Source organism: Nocardia vinacea NBRC 16497 (assembly GCF_000308835.1).
GTDB classification, from domain to species: Bacteria; Actinomycetota; Actinomycetes; order Mycobacteriales; family Mycobacteriaceae; genus Nocardia; species Nocardia vinacea.
In genome coordinates, this window is sequence record NZ_BAGN01000227.1 from 1 (window position 1) to 19,245 (window position 19,245).

A 19,245-nucleotide genomic window follows, 5' to 3' on the forward strand; every position below is an offset into this window, starting at 1 on the left:
TGCGGCCGAGGACACCGCGGCAACGGCGACTGCTCCGGCAGCGCCCGTCAAGGGCCTCGCGATGAAGGGCCCCGCCAAGGCACCGGGCAAGGGCCTCGGCATGAAGGGCGCCGCAAAAGCACCCGGAGCCAAGGCAACTCCCGACGCCGCCACCGAAGCAGCACCCGCTGCCGAGGCACCGGCAGCACCGCCGGTCAAGGGTCTGGCCATGAAGGGTCCGGCGAAGGCACCGGGCAAGGGGCTCGCCATGAAGGGCGCGGCAAAAGCACCCGGAGCCAAGGCACCGGAAGCCTCGGCCCCCGCCGAAGCGGCCCCGCCAGCGGAAACCCCCGCCAGCGAACCGGTTTCGACGCCAACCGAAACCAAGCCGTCCATCCCCGCCAAGGGCTTGGCCATGAAGTCCGGCTTCAAACGCCCCGGCCCCAAGGCCCCCGGCACGGCTGGCCCGGCTCCATCAGCCCCCGCTGAACCGGCCTCCGCCACCCCGGAAGCCGCAACGGAACCCGCCGACGAACCGGACCAGCCCACCAACGGCAACGGCACCCCCGCCGTGGCACCCCCACCCGCCAAGCCCGGCGGCCTCGGTTTCAAATCCGGCGCCAAGGCCCCCGGCCGCAAGAACTGACGGGTAGGCGGAAACAAGCGAGCGGCCCGGGTGCACATTGTGCACCCGGGCCGCTCGCTTTTCGTTGACCGCCCGCTGGTTTCTTCGGACAGGACTATGGCCTCGTCAGCGCCGCATAACGAGCGAGATGCTGGTCGCTGGAACCGAATTCGTATTCGATCGCGGTCAGTCGCTTGAAGTAGTGGCCGATCGCGAGTTCCTCGGTCATGCCCATGGCACCGTGCAGCTGCACGGCGTTCTGGCCGATGAAGCGCGCGGCCCGACCGATGGTGACCTTCGCGGCCGAGACCGCCCGCGCCCGGTCCGCCGCGGCAGCACCCAACGAGTAGACGGCCAGATACACCGCGGCAATGGCCTGTTCGAGCTCGATGAACATATCGACCATGCGATGCTGGAGCACCTGGAAACTGCCGATCGGCTGGCCGAACTGCTGCCGCTGTTTGGCGTATTCGACGGTGTCCGCCAACACCTTTCGCATGCAGCCGACGGCCTCGGACGCGATCGCGGCCGTCGCCTCGTCCGCCGTCGCCTCGATCGCGTCCCATGCCGCACCCTCGGCACCGAGCAGCGCATCGGCCGGCAATCGGAAGCCGGTGAAGGTGATATCGGAGCCGACCCGATCGTCGATCGTCCGATACGAATGCACCTCGACACCGGCGGGCAGATCGGCGGCATCGAATTCGGTGAGGAATAGCGAGATTCCGTCCCTATCGCGCCGGTCACCGGCGGTGCGCGCGGTAATGAGCAGATGCGTCGCCAGCGGCGCACTGGTCACGACCGTCTTGACGCCATCGAGCACCCACGCGTCACCATCGTGACGCGCGGTGGTCGATACGTCGTGCAGCGTCTGCCCCGAGCTCGGCTCCAGCGCCGCGAACGCTGTCCGCGCCGCACCGGAAACGATCTGGCGCAGTACCGAATCCGCACGCTCGCCACCGGCGCGATTCAGCAGCCCGGCGCCGACCACCACGGTGTCGACATACGGCTCGACGACCAGCGCACGGCCGAGTTCCTCGGTGATGATCATCAACTCGACCGGACCACCGCCCATCCCATCGACCCGCTCGGGCAGGGTGGCGCCGAGAATGCCCAGCTCCTCGGCGAATCCGCGCCACACGCTCGGCTGCCAACCGGCATCGGATTTCGCCGCGCCCCGGCTTTTGGCCCACCCGTCGCCCGACCACCGCCCCTCATGGAGTCGCTGCGCGACGCTGTTGTATTCGTAACGGGCGCCGAGGAATCCGGCCACCGCGTCGCGGAGCAGTTCTTGCTCATCGGTGAAGGTGAAGTCCATCAGAGCCCCAATGCTGCCTTGGCGAGGATATTTCGCTGAATTTCGTTGCTGCCCGCATAGATCGAGCCCGCTCGGTCGTTGAAGTAGCGCAGCGGCGCGACGGCTTGCCAGTCCGCGCCGCTGCGATAGCCGTCGGCGGGCGGGGTGAATTCGGCGATCGGCCCGCCCGGCGCGGTGGCATGCGGCTGATAAACCCGGCCGCGCGGACCGGCCGCCTCCAGCGCCAATTCCGTGAGCCGCTGACTCAATTCGGTGGCCAGGATCTTGAGCATCGAGGACGCCGGCCCCGGATTCTTGCCCTGCGCCATCGCCGAAAGCGTGCGGTACTCCAGGATTTCGAGCACCTCGGTACGAATTCGAGCCTCCGCCAACTTCGCCGCGAATGCCGCGTCATCGATCAGGGGATTGCCGTCGGGTCCGGTCTGCTCGGCCGCCGCGGTGGCCACATCTCGGGCCATGACCTGTAGCATCGGCGCGGCCGCACCGCCTCGCTCGTGCACGAGCAGATATTTCGCGACGGTCCAGCCGTCATCGATTCGACCGAGCACATTCGTCTTCGGCACCCGGACGTTATCGAAGAAGACCTGGTTCTGCACCTGTTCGCCGGAGGTCATCACCAGCGGGCGGATCTCGATGCCCGGCGTGGTCATATCGATCAGCAGGAAGGTGATGCCCTGCTGCTTCTTCCCCGCGCGCGAGGTCCGGACCAGGCAGAAGATCCAATTCGCCGCGGTGGCATGGGTGGTCCAGATCTTGCTGCCGGTGCAGACGAAATCGGCGCCGTCATCGACGGCGGCCATGGTCAGCGCGGCCAGGTCCGAACCGGCCTCCGGTTCCGAATAGCCCTGGCAGAAGAAGACTTCCCCGGTCAGGATGCGCGGTAGATAGAAGGCCTGCTGCTCCGGCGTACCGAATGCGACGATTGCGGGCGCGACCATCCGGATGCCCATCGGCGAGAGCGACGGCGCACCGGCCAGCATCGACTCGCGATTGAAAATGTAGTGCTGGGTGAGGCTCCAATCGCAGCCGCCGTGTTCCACCGGCCAGGCCGGTGCGGCCCAGCCGCGCTCGTGCAGGATGTGCTGCCATTGCATGCTCGCCTCGTGGTCCGGGTACACGCTCGTCGCCAAGCGCCCGGCCCGCCGCAGCTCCGGCGTCAGCTTCTCGTCGAGAAATGCGCGCACCTCGTCGCGAAAGTCCAGATCGGCCGCTGACCAGTCGTAATCCATCTGCCCTCCCGGAGGGATCTGCGTCATTGCATCGGGTCGCTCTGCGGCCCCACGAGACGCAATGTACGTCTGTCGCACGCCGAAAATCAAACTGATGCCACCTGCCCGCACTTGTGGGCGCTAGCAGTCTTCGAAGAACGCCTTGACGTATCCGGCGGACTGGTAGACGTAGTCGTAGGCCCACCTGGCGACCGAAAGACGCGGCCGCGGATCCACCATCAGCACCTCACCGTCCCAGCATTTCCCGAGGATGTAGCGAGCCCGCGAGATATGCGGTGTGAAGGTGATGACGATGACTCGACGCCAACCTTGCGCCGCGGCGAGTTCGGCGAGTTCACGACCCTCACCACGCGTGGTGCGCGGCGACGGATCGAAGCAGATGACCTGAAAGCTGTAGCGGCTGTGGCAGATTCGATTCATCAGCGCACTGTTCTCATACGGGTCCGAGAACAGCACCCGGGGTGCGTACCCCGCACCGGCCAGCCGCAGCCCTAGCTTCTCGCGTCCATCGTGCGCACCGCCGAGCACGAGAATCGCATCGGCTTTCGCGGGTGCGTCCACCTGCGGCCGGACGTAAACCGGCCACAGGCCCGCGACCGACACCACCACCGCAACGCCGAGTACCACCCAGGCGCTGCGGGCCCGGATGCTGCGCTGGCGTCGCACAAGATCGATCGTAACCGGGCCGTCAGTGGATGAGTTTGCGCAGGTCAGCAGCGCTATCCGCAATTCATGTCGCCACATGTACATCTGCTGTTGCCGAGACCCTTGCCTCGCTGACGTGGGGTGGCCATCGGCGGGACCTATCAATCGATCATGCGATGCACAGTCTTCGGAACCGGGTACCTCGGGGCCACGCACGCGGCGTGCATGGCCGAGCTCGGACACGATGTGATCGGCGTGGATATCGATCCGGGCAAGGTCGCGAAGCTGTCCGATGGTGTGGTGCCGTTCTACGAACCCGGGCTCGAGGAGGTGCTGCGCCGGAACCTGGACGCCGGTCGGCTGCGCTTCACCACCTCGTACGCGGAGGCGGCCGACCACGCCCAGGTGCATTTCCTCGGGGTCGGGACACCGCAGAAGAAGGGCGAGTACGCCGCGGACCTGAAATATGTGCACGCCGTGGTCGATACGCTCGCACCGCTGTTGGAGCGGCCGTCGGTGATCGTCGGGAAGTCGACGGTGCCCGTGGGAACCGCCGCCGCATTGGGTACGCGGGCCCGCGCGCTGACCGACGCCGAGGTCGAGGTGGCGTGGAATCCGGAGTTCTTGCGTGAGGGTTTCGCGGTGAAGGACACCCTGCGCCCCGATCGACTGGTGCTCGGCGTGGATCGCGAACGCGAAAGCGCCGTCTGGGTAGAGGAACTGGTGCGCGAGATCTACGCGGACCTGATCGCAGCCGAGGTGCCGTTCCTGCTGACCGACCTGGCCACCGCCGAATTGGTCAAGGTCTCCGCGAATGCCTTTCTCGCGACCAAGATTTCCTTCATCAACGCCGTATCCGAGGTCTGCGAGGCGACCGGCGCCGATGTGACCATGCTGGCCGACGCACTCGGTTACGACGCGCGCATCGGCCGCCGATTCCTCAATGCCGGACTGGGTTTCGGCGGCGGCTGCCTCCCCAAGGACATCCGCGCGTTCATGGCGCGCTCCGGCGAACTCGGCGCCGATCACGCGGTGGCCTTCCTGCGTGAGGTCGACAACATCAATATGCGCCGCCGCACGAAGATGGTCGATATGGCCGCACGGGCCTGCGGCGGATCGCTGCTCGGCGCCAATGTGGCGGTGCTCGGTGCGGCCTTCAAACCCGAATCCGACGATGTGCGTGACTCACCCGCGCTGAATGTGGCCGGGATGATCCAGCTGCACGGCGCGGTGGTGACGGTGTACGACCCGAAGGCGGCGGAGAACTCGCGACGGGTCTTCCCCACATTGAACTACGCGACCTCGGTGACCGAGGCCTGCGATCGCGCCGATGTGGTGCTGGTGCTGACCGAGTGGGACGAATTCGTCGCATTGCGTCCGCAAGACCTCGATCCGGTGGTTCGCAAACGGTCGATCATCGACGGTCGGAACTGTCTCAATCGAGCCACCTGGAGAGACGCCGGATGGGTGTACGCCGGACTCGGCACACCGTAGAGTTGCCTGCGACGCGGGGGCGACGCCGGGACGATCAGGTCCTGCCTTCGGGTCTGTCGGACGTCGGCGGTAGGGTCCCGAGAGCGGGCCGTTTCCCCGGCGGGCGGCGCAGGCTCGCATGTCGTGATGTGTGAAACGGGATGGGCAGCTGATGAGTTCGGTTCTGGGAGTTTCGGTGGGGGCCGGCGCCGTCCGTATGGCGCGACCACACACCGCGAGCCCCCACGGCCCCATCGCACCGCATTCCTTCGATCTGCAGACCATTCCGGTGGTCGAGCACCAGGTGGAGGAGCTGGCCGCCGAGGCGATCGGCGTGACGCTGGAATCCATGCCCGGTATCGCTGCCACCGCGATCGCCTACCGCAGTGAGCAGCATGCCAAGGCGCTGCGCGCGGCCATGGCGCGTCAACAGCTCACCAATTACGAACTGGTGCCAGAAATTGTCGCGGCGGTCGAATTCGCGCAGGCCACCGGGGATATTCGCGGCATCTCCTCACTCGTCGTCTACGACCTCGGCAGCTCCGGGCTGACGGTCAGCGTCGTCGACACCCAGACCCGTGAGATCCGCCACAGCGAACGCACCAGCGATATCAGCGGCGACTACCTGGATTCGCTGATCCGCGAACAGCAGATCGCCTCGGGCCGGATCGCGCATCCGCCGGATTCGGCGGGGCTGGCCGCCCTGGACGCACTGTGCCGCGAGGCCAAGGAGCAGCTGTCCTCGAATACCGCTGTGGCACTGCCCAGCGAACAAGGGCTGGTGCTGCTGGCCCAGGAGAATTTCGAGGCCCTCATCATGCTGGCGATCGAATCGTCGGCGCGGATGGCGCGCGATGTCATCGTGCGCTCGGATCGTCCGGTGCACGGTGTGCTCGCGATCGGCGGTTGTGCGCGAATTCCGCTGATCGCCAAGGTGCTCGAACGCTGGATGGGTGTGCCGGTCATCGTTCCCGACAGCCCGGAGACGGTGGTCACCCGCGGTGCCGCCCTGATGGCGCGTCCGGTGCGCACGGTCGTCCAGACCCCGCAGCAGCACGCGCCCGCCACGGATTCGCTGGTCGATGACGATGAGCTCGCACCCGCCTGGCTATCCGCACCGCCCAAGCGGCGCCGCGGCAAGCGGGAAATCAATGGTGCGGTGCTTACCGTCAGTGCACTGGCAGTCGTCGCGGCGATCGGACTCGGACTCGGTTACGGCCCACAGGTTCTCACGCGCGATTCGCAGAGCAGTGACCACCCGACCTCGGTCTCGCCGACCGGCCCGCCGCGTACCACCACCCTGGACCCGCAGATCGCCGTCGCACCGGCCAGCACCACCGAGTCCGCCGAGTCGGTGGCCGCCCCGCCACCGTACCGTGCGACGACCACGGAGCCGCCCTCGCCCACGCCCGGCCCGAATACCATTGTCGTGCCAGGACTTCCGCCGATCGTGGTGCCGACGATTCCGCCCGTGATCCTCCCCTTCCCGCCACCCGCGCCGCGCTGAACCGGTGCCCCGCACTCCCCAGCGAAGCAGGCTATGCGGCAGTAGGTCTCGTTTTGCACGCCCTTTGTGGCGAGTGCACACCCGGTAGCGGGGTGCGCACTCGCCTTGCGAGCGCGTAGGGCGGTGGATAGTTGGGCTGAACCCTGCGACATCTGCCGAGGGGCGGGTCCTTCGTCGCCCCGCTCGATCTCGGATCCGGGCGGCGACTACCGAGAGACAGGGCCGTCGTCGTCCCAGGACCCGCGCGGATCCGGGCGGCGGTAGCCGCGCGGGTCGGTGTCGTAGTCGGGTTCGTAGTCCCGCGGGTCGGCGCTGCGGTAGCCCCGACTGCGTTCGTATGCCCCGGGATTCGAGGGTTGGTCGTTCCAGGCAGCCGGGCCCGGCTCGTCATCCCGGGTCGGAGTCGAGGTCCGTTGGCGGCTGGGAGCGGCGGCGGAGCGGGACGGCGAGCGCCGGGAAGGTGCGGACGCCTCGGACTTCGCATGACGCGAGTGCCGGGCGGGGGCCACGGGTTCGGGCTTGTGCCCGAAGGGCCGGGCGAGCATGACGGCGATGGCAGTGGTCAACGGGACCGAAAGGGCCAGCGCGATACCGCCGACGGAGGAGCGGGCGATTTCGATGGCGACGGCATCGCCGGTCAGGACGTCGCGGATAGAGCGGCCCGCGACACTGAACAGCAGCAGCAACGGAAGCGCGCCACCCGCGTAGGCCAGCACCAGGGTGTAGACCGTGCTCGCGATGTGGTCCCGGCCGACGCGCATAGCAGCTGCGAAAACCTCCCGGCGCGAAGCGGATTCATCGATGGCGGCAAGTTCGAAGGCGGCCGAGGCCTGGGTGATGGTGACGTCGTTGAGCACACCGAGCGAACCGATGATGAAGCCCGCCAGCAGCAGACCGGTAATGCTGACGTGCTCGATGTAGGTGGCGACGTTGGTGTTCTGTTCCTCGGATAGCCCGGTCAGATGCGTGACCTCGATGGCGACCCAGGACAGCACCGCCGCCACGATCATCGATGTCAGCGTGCCGAGCAGCGCCGAACTGGTGCGCAGATTCACACCGTGCGCCAAGTACAGCACGGCATACAGGATCATCGCACCCGCGACCAGCGCGACCGGAATAGCGGGCTTACCGTCCAGCAGTGCGGGCAGCATGAACAGCACGAGCACCGCGAAGGCGAAGACCAGCCCGAGCAGCGCCCGCAACCCACGCCAGCGCGCCACCACGATGACCACGACCACGAAGGCCAGCACGATCAGGGTCAGCGGCAGCCCGCGCGAGTAGTCCTCGAACGAGTACAGCGGCATACCGCTCGGATCGGTCTGCCGCACGATCCGGATGTGGTCACCGGCATGCAGATCGGGTTGTCCTGGGCCGGGCGCGATTTCGAACAGGGTGTGATTGCCCTGGTGCGGACCGGAATCGATGCTGATCAGACTGCGCTGACAGGTATAGCCGGCGGCGCGCGGCTGCTCGGGCTTATCGATGAACACCTTGCCGATCGAACTGCTGCCGCACGCGCCGACGTCCTGCATCACCACGGTTCCGGCCTCGGTTTGCACCGCGCCACCGCCCGCGTTCTGCATCGGCAGCGGGATGTCGATGTGCTGGCTACTCGGCCACAGCACGATCGCGGCGATCACGACCACGACACCGATCGCGGCGAGCAGCCCGACGACCACACGGGCCGCGGTCGCGCCGATCGCGATGGGGCCGGAATGGTCGTGGTGATGGTGATGATCACTCATGGCTCACCGGACTCCTACCTTTTCGTCTGTAGTCCAGGGTGCGAGCTTAAAGGATTTCATTTTCAAGATCGGATTCACGGACCGACAGCGACCGACAAGAGTCATGAAAAGGTTCCGAATGGAAAATCGGGAGGGGGCGGCGGAGAGCAGGGGGATGTCTCCGCCGCCCGCAGGTTGGCGCCCAGGGGGGTAGGCAGCCTAACCCGAGGTCAGGTTGTCCAGGGGGGGTAGACAACTTGACCGGGCACTCGAAGTGCCAAGAGACACTGTACACAAAAAGTCTCGTTTAGCGCTAGCTAGTAACCAAAACTCGCAACTATCCGTACACCGGGTATGTTTTGCCCCCGGAAGCGGGGCGATCCGGTAGCCCAGCGCACGCTGACGAGGGAGTCCGGACCGCCCAGTACCTACTGCCGGTAACTCGACAGGAAGTTCCCGAAGCGCTCGATCGCCACCGCGAGATCTCGTGCCCACGGCAGCGTGACGATCCGCAGATGATCATGATTCGGCCAATTGAACCCGGTGCCCTGCACCATCAAGATCTTCTCCTGCAGCAGCAGATCCAAGATCAACTTCGAATCATCGTGGATTTCATAGACGTTCGGATCCAACTTCGGGAACGCGTAGAGCGCGCCCTTCGGCTTCACACAGGAAACGCCCGGAATCATATTCAGCCGCTCCCACGCGACATCGCGCTGCTCGAGTAGTCGGCCGCCCGGCAGGATCAGATCCTCGATGCTCTGATGTCCACCGAGTGCCACCTGAATCGCGTGCTGCGCAGGCACATTCGGGCAAAGCCTGGTCGAGGCGAGCAGATCGATGCCCTCGAGGAAACCAGCCGCATGCTCCTTGGGTCCGGTGATCGCCAACCAGCCGGAGCGGTAGCCCGCGACCCGGTAGGCCTTGGAGAGTCCGTTGAAGGTCAGGCAGAGCAGATCGGGCGCGAGCGTCGCCAGCGAAATGTGCTTGGCGTCGTCGTAGAGGATCTTGTCGTAGATCTCGTCGGCGAGCAGCAGCAGCTGATGCTTGCGCGCGAGGTCGACCAGCTGCTGCAGCACCTCGGTGGAGTACACCGCACCGGTCGGATTGTTCGGATTGATGACCAGCAGCGCCTTGGTCTTATCGGTGATCTTGGATTCGATATCCGCGATATCGGGCTGCCAGCCGTTCGACTCGTCACACAGGTAGTGCACCGGAGTGCCACCCGCCAGACTGGTCATGGCGGTCCACAGCGGATAGTCGGGCGCCGGGATCAGCACCTCGTCACCGTTGTCGAGCAGCGCCTGCATGGTGATGGTGATCAGCTCGGAGACGCCGTTGCCCAGGTAGACGTCGTCGACATCGAGTTCGGGAAAGCCGGGGACCAGCTCATAGCGAGTCACGATGGCGCGCCGGGCCGAGAGGATGCCCTTTGATTCGGAGTAGCCCTGCGCATACGGCAGCGCGGCGATGATGTCGCGCATGATCACATCGGGCGCCTCGAAGCCGAACGGCGCGGGATTGCCGATATTCAGCTTGAGGATGCGATGCCCCTCCGCCTCCAACCGTGCCGCATGTGCGCCCACCGGTCCACGAATTTCGTAGAGGACGTTCTGCAGCTTCGTGGATTGCTCCAGCACGCGCGGCGGGTGATGCGGTAGATGGCTAGGACTCACCCTGCCTATGGTGCCATCCCCGGCAACTGGTTAATCAGTGCCTTTGGCAGCGCCTTCGGCGCTGCGTGTTCGCGGCCCCATGTGTCTCGCGTCCGAGCCGTCGAGACTCGCGCCTGCGGCGCATGCGCTTCGACGACTCGGCTGAGTCGATGGCCGCGCCTTCGGCGCGCACGCGAGACGGGCCGCCAACGGGTCGCTCGTAAGACTCGCTCCGTGGTGGGGATGTGAGTGCGAACGTCGCCTCGCAGCAATAGCTGGCGTCAAGTCGTCGGGCTGCCCGGTGGGATGCCTTTGGCCGCAGTGGTTCCGCAGAACTCTTCGATTTTCTCGTCGAGGAACCGTGCCTCGACGGCATCGCGGAACTCCGGTCCGGCGATCCGCTGCCGCAGCCCGACGAGCCGTTCCTCCAGTTGGGCGATCCGCTTGTCCTCGGCCAGGCCGAGCACCGGAACCAGCGCGGCAGCCGCACCGTCCAGACTGCCGTTGATCAGATACGCCGCGGCACTGTCGACCCGGGCCATCGCCTCGGTGCCATAGGAACGCCGCTCGGACGGGCCGTTGGCGTACAACTCGATGGCCTGTTGCGTCGCGGCCAATGCGGGTTCGGCCTGACCGAGATGGATATAGGTCGCGCCCGCGTAGTAGTGGGCCTTGGCCTCGTTGAAGCCGAAGACGCCGCCGACCTCATCGTGCAGCGAGTCGGTATCGGACACCTCGCGGGCATCGTCGGCGGCCCGGATACAGCGATCGGCATCGGCGTCACTGCCCAACCGGGACCAGATCCTGGCCTCGATATTCAATAGTCGAACCTTGGCCGTGGCCGATTCGGCGAAGTCCTGCCCGCTCTGTGCCAGCAGCACTCCCCGACGCGGTCGATCGGACCAGTATTCGATCAGCGCGTGCATGCCGCGGGTCCAGGCGCGCAACCCGTTGTGACCACACAATTCCGAATAGGCCCAGGCCGCTCTGATCTGCTCGCCCGCGGCATCCAGATAGCCGAGGTCGGTGCTCGCATTGGCGAGCAATCCCGACAGTGTGCCCGCCAGCAGATACAGGTGGCTGGTATCGGCGGGGCGCTGATGCCCCTCCAGCAGCCGGTACACCCGGCGTCGCACTCGCAACATCTCCACCATCATCGGTACCGGCGGGATGTGCACATAGTCGTTCGCGATGCGCGTGACATCAGCATCGAGCTGCTCCAAGGTGGTGGCACCCACATTGGTGCTCTCGGCCTGGCCGGCGTGCTCGCTCGCCTCGTGGGCAGCCGCCATGATCAGATCCCTCTCCGAAATCGCCTCTAACGCATCACCTCTCATCGCACCGGCGTCTATGAGAGCCAAAAGGTCCGCGTCACTCGAATAATTGGCGCGAGCCGAAGTATCGGCCCGCCTTTCGAATCCGGGCGCGGTCGGTCGATCGAATACGGGTTGATCGATCATGGCCGCAAACCGCGCCCGCACAACATCGTCGGACCTGGCCAGGGATGTATCGAGGGCGGCTTGATTCACCGGACGTGGATGGACCCGCGCGCCGCCGGCCTCCCACTTCGATACGAGCCGCTCGTGCACACCCAGATGTGCCGCGAACTCTCGGATACTCATCCGCCTGGCATCGCGAAGGGCACGGGCCTCTCTACCTGACCACTGCCGGACCACGACGTCATCCCTTCCGAACGAACTCCTTCCCAGGGTACGAGTGCTTTGTGAGTGCGGCCACAAGCAAAAGCAGTCCGCTATCAGAGGCAGCGGAATGGCAGTAGAAGGCGAGCGGGTGGGCAATTCCCGAATCGCCGTCCGGCACAGGACCCTTGGACACGAGGAGGCAAGGAGTTGGCCGTGAACGTGGAGAAACTCAGAACAGTCGACGATTGGGTGGCCTATTACCGGCACGAGTTCGGATTACCAGTCACCGAACGCGGCGGGTTCGTGATGCTGCCCATCACCGGCCGGGTCTGCGTTGTTCATCTGCCGACGTCTCGGGCCGAAAAGGTCAGGGCCGCACTGGAACAGCAGGGGACGAGGGGCCCCATGCTGGCCAGGCAGATCCGCTGGAGCTTCCTCGCCGAGCCGGACAGTCGGCCGGGCGCGCAGGTATTGGAGGTGCTGAACCGTCTCGATATAGGCATACCGGCCATCGGCAGTGCCGTGATGTTGCCGACCGGGCTCGGTCGATGGACCCGGGAAGGGTGCTTCTGGGTCAACCCACCGAGTCGCGGCGACACGCTCCCACCGTTATCCGTCATCATCACGACGGCACTCGCGGTGGGAGCGGGCGGCGGGGATTGAATGCGTCGTCGGTCCCCGCCGCCGAGCCTACCGAGTCCGCCCCTCTACTGGCAGTCGACAGGGGCGGGCTCGGTCGGCTGTTTTCGGGCCGGTGCAGCGCGATCCAACGTGGGCGAAGAGGCAGCGAAAGGGCAGGGGGTTGCGTCCTGGAGCCGAAACCCGTACACATCTGCAAGATTCGAGCGAGACGAGGAAGCTCGTTCGGATTGACACCGAGCGTACGGGTCACTGCCGAAATCGCCTGCCGCTGGTCGCAACTACTTCCGGCCCGCCGAAACCCGCACTGCCGCTGACTAGGTGGGCAGCGGGAAGTTCAGATATGACCGGGAGGGTGTCGGTCCGCGCTGGCCCTGGTACTTCGAGCCCGCGCTGGTGCTGCCGTAAGGGTTCTCGGCCGGACTGGTCAGGCGCAACAGGCACAGCTGACCGATCTTCATACCCGGCCACAGGGTGATCGGCAGATTCGCCACATTCGACAGTTCCAGTGTGATGTGGCCGCTGAAGCCCGGATCGATGAAGCCCGCCGTCGAGTGAGTCAGCAGGCCGAGCCGTCCGAGACTGGACTTGCCCTCCAGCCGACCGGCCAGATCGTCCGGCAACGTGCACACCTCGAGCGTGGAGCCGAGCACGAATTCGCCGGGATGCAGCACGAACGGCTCCCCCACGTCGGGCTCGACCAGACTGGTCAGCTCATCCTGACGTTGCGCGGGATCGATATGGGTGTACCGCGTGTTGTCGAATACCCGGAACAGCCCATCCAGTCGCACATCGATACTCGACGGCTGGATCAGGTTTTCCAGGAGCGGCTCGACGCCGAGACGCCCAGCGGCGATCTCCGCACGGATGTCACGATCGGAAAGCAGCACGCCGACGAGCGTAGCGCCTGCTCGATACCGCTGCTCAGCCGCCGCATGGTGACGAGCTGCCGCCGCGTTGTCGATGGCTCGGTTACCTTGTCAGGGACCCGATCTCAGTGATTTCCGTCCGAGGCGTCGGTTGTCTGCACGAGTCTGTCGGACATGGCGCTGGTGATGAACTTGGGGATCGCGGGGGCGAATATTTTGAGATAGGAGTCCACCCATTCATGGCGGGAGCTGAGGAATGGGAAGTCGGTGGCGGCCATATGGCGAATGGCGAGCATCGGCAGGGGCGCGTCGAGTGCGGGGAAGGCCGGGTTGCGTAGCCCCGGGACGGTGCAGCCCGGATAGAACTGGCCGAGCATCAGACCCTTTGCGACGAACCGAGACTTCTGGTCATGTTGCACCGCGTCGATATCGGCGTAATCGGTGAGGTTCGGGAAGACCGCGAGGACGGCCTTGAACTTGCATTCGGGTTCATCCTGGGGTGGCAGGGCGGGGAACATGTCGTACAGATCGTCGATGATCGCGATCAGGCGCTCGGCACCCACGGAAGGGCCTCCGAAGAATGCGGCCCAGAGCGACTGGTTCGCGATGGCGTGGCTGGTGTAAGGACAGACCGGACCGGATCGGCCGAGGTCGGGGTGCGGCCGACACAGGTATTCGCAAGTCCACCTACGCAATTCGGCAGCATGGGGGTGCAGATCGATATGCGTCGTCGGATCGAGAGCGAATAGGTTGACCGGCTCGATGCCGGAACGTGTCCCGACGATTCGGTGCGGGTTCATGATCGGCTTCTCCTTGCGGAGGTGGCGGGTTCCATCGGGATGGTCCGGGCTGAGTGGAAGTGCTCGGTGAGGACGAATCCGATCGCGCGAAGCGACTCGGGTTCGATCATCCGCTCGTGCCGGACCGGGATGTGATGGTCGGTGATCCGGCCGTTGATCAGGTTGTTCCATGCCAGTGCCGGAGCGGGGCCGTCGTCTGTGTGGGCGGCGGCGCTGAAGTAGATCAAGTCGCCGTCGAAGGGCGTCGGCCGGTGGTTCCACGTGAGGTCGACGAGTCGGGTGTAGTCGTCGTGCAGGATCACGAGGTGCTCGGGGGTCACGGCGGTGAAGAGTCCGCCTTGTCGGTGGAGCAGCTCGGCCGCGGCCGCGGCGGTGACATCGGCCGCGCCCTGCGGCACATCGAGGCCGGCGAACTCGGCGAGCAACTGCGCGATGGAGGGCGTGGGTACACGGACGGTGTCGGCGGTGACGAGGCGGGTGTCCATCATGGCCAGGGTGGCGACGGACTCACCGTCGCCGCGGAGTTGGACCGCGATCGCGTGCGCGATGGTGCCGCCGAGCGAGTAGCCCAGCAGATGGTACGGGCCGTGCGGCTGGACAGCCCGGATCTCTTGGACATAGCGGGCGGCGAGTTGGTCGAGCGTCTCGAACTCCGTGGTGGCCTCGCTGAATACCGGGGATTGCACCCCGTACACGGGGCGGTCGGGATCGAGGTGCTGCACGAGTCCGCTGAAACCCCAGGCCAATCCGATCGCGGGGTGGACGCAGAACAGCGGCGGCTCGTTTCCGGCGGCGCGCAGCGGGAGCAGGACGGACAGCGCATCGCCGAGGTCGTGCTCGTCGAGCCCGCGCCGCCGCATGTCGATGCGGCGGGCCAGCGACTCCGGCGTCGGATCGGTGAATATCCACTGAACCGGCACGTCGACACCGGTCGACTCGGCAAGACGCGCCACCAGCTCGGCCGCGGCAAGCGAGTTGCCGCCGAGGGTGAAGAAGCCGTCGTCGAGGCCGACCCGCTCGATGCCGAGGGTCCGGGTGAAGGCAGCACAGACGGTGGCCTCGAGTGCGGTGGACGGCGGCCGGAACCGGGCAGGTCGCCACTCGGGTGCGGGTAGGGCTTGGTAATCGACTTTGCCGGTGGGGGTGAGGGGTATCCGGTCGACCGTGCGGATGGCCGTGGGGATCATATGTGTGGCCAGTCGCGTTGCGAGGTGGGCGGTCAGTGTGGCGGTGTCGGTCGTGCTGCCGGGAACGGGCACCACGTAGCCGACGAGTTGAGTGCTGCCGTTGGGTCCGGTGCGCACCGTGACGGCGGCGTGCTCGATGTCTCGGTGACTGCGGAGCGCGGCTTCGATGTCGCCGGGTTCGATGCGGTGGCCGTTGTTCTTGAGCTGTAGGTCGCTGCGACCGGAGAATCGCAGTGTTCGATCGGTAGTCCAGCTGACCAGGTCACCCGTCCGATACATGCGTGTCCCAGCCGGTCCGTACGGGTCGGGGATGAATCGGGCTGCTGTGGTTGCAGGTTGGCGGTGGTACCCGCGGGCGAGGCCCGGTCCGGACACGTACAGTTCGCCGACCACTCCGGCCGGGACGGGGCGCAATCTGCGGTCGAGTACGACGGCGGTGAACCCGAGCACCGGCCCGCCGATTGTCACCGGACAGCCCGTGGTTGTGGTCAGCGGAGCATGGCCGCAGCTGACGATTGTGGTTTCGGTAGCCCCATAGGCGTTGAGCACGGTGCGGCCCGGCGTCCACTGTGCTGCCAGATCGGGTGGGCAGGTCTCGCCGCCCAGGATCAGCGTGTCGAGGGTGTCGACCTCGCCGGCGTGCAGTGATGCGAGCACGGTGGGAGTGAGGGCGGCATGGGTCACGTGTTCGGCATTGATCAACTCGGCCAGTGCGGCGCCGGCGACTACCGATGCGGGGGCCACGACCAGGGTGGCACCGGCGGCGGTCGCGCTGAACCATTCGAGGATCGAGACGTCGAAGGTCGGTGCGGCGGCGGCCAGCATCCGAGAAGCCGGGGTGAGGCCGAACCGCTCCCGTATTTCGGTGGCCAGGTTCGCTATCCCGGTATGGGTGACCAGAACTCCTTTGGGAGTCCCGGTGGAGCCCGAGGTATAGATCAGATAGGCCGGATGCTCCGGCCGTAGCGGGGCTGCGCGCTCGGCGTCATCGATCGCCGCGGGGTCCGTCTCCGCCGTCATCGCGACGAAGGCGGGATCGTCGAGGGCGAGCCATTCGAGTGCGTCCGGCAACTGCTCTCGGTAGATGTCGCGGGTCAGCCCGACCGCGGCGCCGGAATCGGTGAGAATGCGCGTGATCCGGTCGCGAGGATGGGTGGGATCGATCTGAACGAACGCGCCACCGGACTTGGCGACCGCCCACACCGCGATGACAGCGTCGAGGCAGCGCGGTAGCGCCACAGCAACCATCGCTTCCGGACCGATTCCCATATCGATCAATACGCGCGCCCAGCGGTTGGAGACCTCGTCGAGTTCGCGATACGACAGCCGCACACCGTCGCAGACCAGCGCTTCCGTGCCGGGCGCCATCGTGACCGCATCCGACAACACCTGCGGCAATACCGACGCCACCGGGCCGGGCCGACCGCGGACGGGCACCAGCGTGGCCCGCTCGACGGGCGACAGTAGCTGCAGTTCGGTGAGCGGGAGGTCGATATGCGCGGCGACGGTGTCCAGGACGCGCAGCACCCGGTCGGCGAGGGCGTCGATCTGCTGTCGAGTGAACAGTTCAGGCAGGTATTCGAAGGTCAGGTGCAGCCGGGTGTCGTGGTGCACGACCAGGCCGAGCGGATAGTGCGCGGCGTCTCGTCCGACGATGCCGCGAATGTGCATTCCGGCGATGTCGATGTCTTCGGACAATCCGGCCCGGTCGACCGGGTAGGACTCGAAGACGGTCACGGTGTCGAACATCGCGCCGGAACCGGCCACCTGTTGGATCCGGGCGAGTCCGAGGTGGTGATGGTCGAGCAGCGCGGCTTGTTCGGTTTGGATTCGCCGCAGTAGCTGGGCGAGGCTTTCGCGGTGGTCGAGCCGGACCCGTACAGGCACCGTGTTGACGAACAGTCCGATCATCGATTCGATGCCGGGAAGCTGTGGCGGACGCCCGGAGACGGTGGTGCCGAAGACCACGTCTTCGCGGGCGGTCGCGTTGGCGAGCACCAGCGCCCAGGCCGCTTGGACGATGGTGTTGAGGGTGGTCTCGTGTTGGTGTGCCACCTCGACCAGGGCCGCGGTGTGGTCCTGGCCCAGCCGCACCTGCACTTCGCCCGATGCGGCGGTGGTTCGGCGGCCGCGGTCCTCGGGGGCCAGCAGAGTCGGCTCCGCGACGCCCTCGAGTGCCTGTGCCCAGGCGGTTTCCGCACCGGCCCGGTCCTGGCTGTTCAGCCACATCAGGTAATCGGCGTAGGGACGCACCGGGGGCAGTGCCGCGACGTCGCCGTCGCCGGCGTAGAGGATCAGCAGTTCCCGGATCAGCAGTGGTGTGGACCAGCCGTCGATCAGGATGTGATGCATGGTCAACACCAGCTGGTACTGCTGGGGAGCGATCCTGATCAGTGTCAGTCGTAGCAGTGGCGCCGCGGTCACATCGAAATGACGGTCGCCGTCCATGGCCTGTTCGAGTGCGGCCGCGGTGTCGTCGTGCTCTGCCAGGTCGAGCTCGGCGAAGGGTACGTCGACATGCCGGTACACCACCTGGACCGGTTCGCGGGCGCCGTCGCGCACGAACGCGGTCCGCAGGTTCGGGTGCCGTCCGAGGAGAGTCTGCGCGGCGCGGCGCAGTCGGTCCGCATCGACGCGCCCGGCGAGTTCCACACAGAGTTGCACGATGTAGGCGTCGAGTGCGCCGTCGGCGAGCTGGGCATGGAACAGCAGCCCCGCCTGCAGCGGCGTGAGCGGCCAGATGTCGTCCAAAGCCTGGTATCGAGTCTCCAGCCGGTCGATCGCGGCCTGGTCGAGATCGACCAGGCCGACATCGGAGGGTGTCAGCCCGCCGACGCCGGGTCGGGACGCGTGGGTAGCCAGAGCCGTCACGGCGTCGCGCCACAGTTCGGCGAGGTCGGTGACTTCGGCGCAGGTGAGCACGCCGGTCGGGTAGTCCCAGGCGGCGGTCAAGGCGGGGCCGTCCGAGGTATCCGTGGTGACCGCGTTGATGCCGAGCACGGCTGCCGCGACTGCGTCGGGATTCTGGTTGCCGCCGCCGGTGTCGCCATCGGCGGGCAGCCATCCGCTGTCGCGCAACGCCTCGGGAACGGTGTCCAAACGACCGAGATAGTTGAAGCTCACCTGCGGGGCCGGCAGCGCACGCAGGATGGGGGCGGTATCGGCGTTGAGGTAGCGCAGCAGCCCGTAGCCGATCCCGCGGTCGGGGACCTCGCGCAGTTGTTCCTTGACCGACTTGATGACCGCCGCCGCGGCAGCACCCGCGGCGAATGCGTCGTCGATGTCGATACCGGACAGGTCGAGTCGCACCGGGTAGGCGGTGGTGAACCATCCGACCGTGCGGGTGAGGTCGGCGCCGGGGAGCACCGTGTCGTGGCGGCCGTGGCTTTCGAGCGTGAGCAGCGTTTCGGTCACGTTGTCGCCGTGGCGCTGCCGCCATCGGGTCAGTGCCAGTGCGAGCCCGGCGATGAGGGCGTCGTCCACACTGGCGCGGAACACCTGGGGCAGTGTGGTGAGCACAGCGCGGGTCACCGAGGTCGGCAGTGTCACCTCGACGGTCGCGACGGTCGCCTGTACGTCGAGTTCGGGGTCGACCGGGCGGGCGCCGAGCGGCGGATCGGCGGCACCGAGCGTGGACCGCCACCAGTCGAGCTCGTCGAGGCTCTCGGCGGCCGCGTTCAGGCCGTGCGCCCAGCGCCGCATCGATGTGCCGACGGGTGCGAGCCGCGGACGTTGCCCGGCATCGATCTGGGCCCATGCCGTGGCGAGGTCGGGAATCAGGATCCGCCACGACACCCCATCGATGACCAGGTGGTGTGCGACAACCAGCAGCCGTCCCGGCCGCTGCGCCCAGTCGAACCAGACCAACTGCAGCATGATGCCCGCGGCGGGGTCGAGGCGTTCGGCGGCCGCGTGCGCCTCGGCGTCGGCGATCGCGGCGAAGGCGGCGCTGTCC

11 protein-coding genes and 2 pseudogenes are annotated in these 19,245 nt (G+C 66.6%); 4 read left to right on the forward strand and 9 right to left on the reverse strand.

Annotated features, from left to right (window positions below):
- Positions 1–625: pseudogene (locus tag ON44_RS31870) on the forward strand (Fe-S oxidoreductase); the annotation flags it as partial.
- A 94-nt stretch (positions 626–719) separates the two neighbouring features.
- On the opposite strand, the gene ON44_RS31875 reads toward ON44_RS31870, so the two are convergent.
- The 3 genes from ON44_RS31875 to ON44_RS31885 form a co-directional block, all read right to left on the reverse strand.
- Positions 720–1,919 (reverse strand): acyl-CoA dehydrogenase family protein, encoded by a 1,200-nt coding sequence (locus tag ON44_RS31875; protein ID WP_040697071.1) that lies wholly within the window; start codon positions 1,917–1,919, stop codon positions 720–722.
- Positions 1,919–3,148, reverse strand: coding sequence for an acyl-CoA dehydrogenase family protein (locus ON44_RS31880; protein WP_040697074.1), 1,230 nt, complete (start codon positions 3,146–3,148; stop codon positions 1,919–1,921). Before ON44_RS31880 ends, ON44_RS31875 begins: the two co-directional genes overlap by 1 nt.
- A 120-nt stretch (positions 3,149–3,268) precedes the next feature.
- Entirely contained in the window at positions 3,269–3,814 is a 546-nt protein-coding gene (locus ON44_RS31885) for a YdcF family protein (RefSeq protein WP_245567417.1), read from the reverse strand.
- Between the two features lie 150 nt (positions 3,815–3,964).
- Between ON44_RS31885 and ON44_RS31890 the strand changes: the two genes are divergently transcribed.
- Together ON44_RS31890 and ON44_RS31895 are read left to right on the forward strand one after the other, a co-directional pair.
- Complete coding sequence (locus tag ON44_RS31890; protein ID WP_040697092.1) at positions 3,965–5,287, forward strand: UDP-glucose dehydrogenase family protein; 1,323 nt, start codon at positions 3,965–3,967, stop codon at positions 5,285–5,287.
- Positions 5,288–5,438: 151 nt separating this feature from the next.
- A complete protein-coding gene (locus ON44_RS31895; protein ID WP_245567418.1) occupies positions 5,439–6,773 on the forward strand; it encodes a DUF7159 family protein in 1,335 nt (444 codons plus the stop codon).
- A 476-nt stretch (positions 6,774–7,249) separates the two neighbouring features.
- Here ON44_RS31895 and ON44_RS31900 read toward each other — a convergent pair.
- The 3 genes and pseudogenes from ON44_RS31900 to ON44_RS31910 form a co-directional block, all read right to left on the reverse strand.
- A pseudogene (locus ON44_RS31900) lies at positions 7,250–8,518 on the reverse strand (YibE/F family protein); the annotation flags it as partial.
- A gap of 407 nt (positions 8,519–8,925) precedes the next feature.
- Positions 8,926–10,182, reverse strand: a complete 1,257-nt coding sequence (locus tag ON44_RS31905) for a pyridoxal phosphate-dependent aminotransferase (RefSeq protein WP_040697080.1) — start codon at positions 10,180–10,182, stop codon at positions 8,926–8,928.
- A 251-nt stretch (positions 10,183–10,433) separates the two neighbouring features.
- On the reverse strand, positions 10,434–11,774 hold the full coding sequence (locus ON44_RS31910; RefSeq protein ID WP_083898248.1) for an NsdA family TPR-like regulatory protein: 1,341 nt from the start codon (positions 11,772–11,774) through the stop codon (positions 10,434–10,436).
- A gap of 234 nt (positions 11,775–12,008) precedes the next feature.
- Between ON44_RS31910 and ON44_RS31915 the strand changes: the two genes are divergently transcribed.
- Complete coding sequence (locus ON44_RS31915) at positions 12,009–12,458, forward strand: hypothetical protein (RefSeq protein ID WP_040697097.1); 450 nt, start codon at positions 12,009–12,011, stop codon at positions 12,456–12,458.
- A 293-nt stretch (positions 12,459–12,751) separates the two neighbouring features.
- Here the strand turns inward: ON44_RS31915 and dcd are convergent, their stop codons facing one another.
- The 3 genes from dcd to ON44_RS31930 form a co-directional block, all read right to left on the reverse strand.
- On the reverse strand, positions 12,752–13,324 hold the full coding sequence (gene dcd / locus ON44_RS31920) for a dCTP deaminase (RefSeq protein ID WP_040697087.1): 573 nt from the start codon (positions 13,322–13,324) through the stop codon (positions 12,752–12,754).
- Between the two features lie 104 nt (positions 13,325–13,428).
- Positions 13,429–14,103: a DUF6875 domain-containing protein gene (locus ON44_RS31925; RefSeq protein WP_051182671.1), complete on the reverse strand. Its 675-nt coding sequence runs from the start codon at positions 14,101–14,103 to the stop codon at positions 13,429–13,431.
- On the reverse strand, positions 14,100–19,245 hold a 5,146-nt coding region (locus tag ON44_RS31930; protein ID WP_157187371.1), incomplete at its 5' end, for a non-ribosomal peptide synthetase. The genes ON44_RS31930 and ON44_RS31925, both read right to left, overlap by 4 nt.

Coding starts and splice junctions, on each gene's coding strand:
- ON44_RS31875 (WP_040697071.1), bottom strand. CDS start 1,919: ATGGACTTCACCTTCACCGATGAGCAAGAACTGCTCCGCGACGCGGTG.
- ON44_RS31880 (WP_040697074.1), bottom strand. CDS start 3,148: ATGGATTACGACTGGTCAGCGGCCGATCTGGACTTTCGCGACGAGGTG.
- ON44_RS31890 (WP_040697092.1), top strand. CDS start 3,965: ATGCGATGCACAGTCTTCGGAACCGGGTACCTCGGGGCCACGCACGCG.
- ON44_RS31895 (WP_245567418.1), top strand. CDS start 5,439: ATGAGTTCGGTTCTGGGAGTTTCGGTGGGGGCCGGCGCCGTCCGTATG.
- ON44_RS31910 (WP_083898248.1), bottom strand. CDS start 11,774: ATGAGTATCCGAGAGTTCGCGGCACATCTGGGTGTGCACGAGCGGCTC.
- ON44_RS31925 (WP_051182671.1), bottom strand. CDS start 14,103: ATGAACCCGCACCGAATCGTCGGGACACGTTCCGGCATCGAGCCGGTC.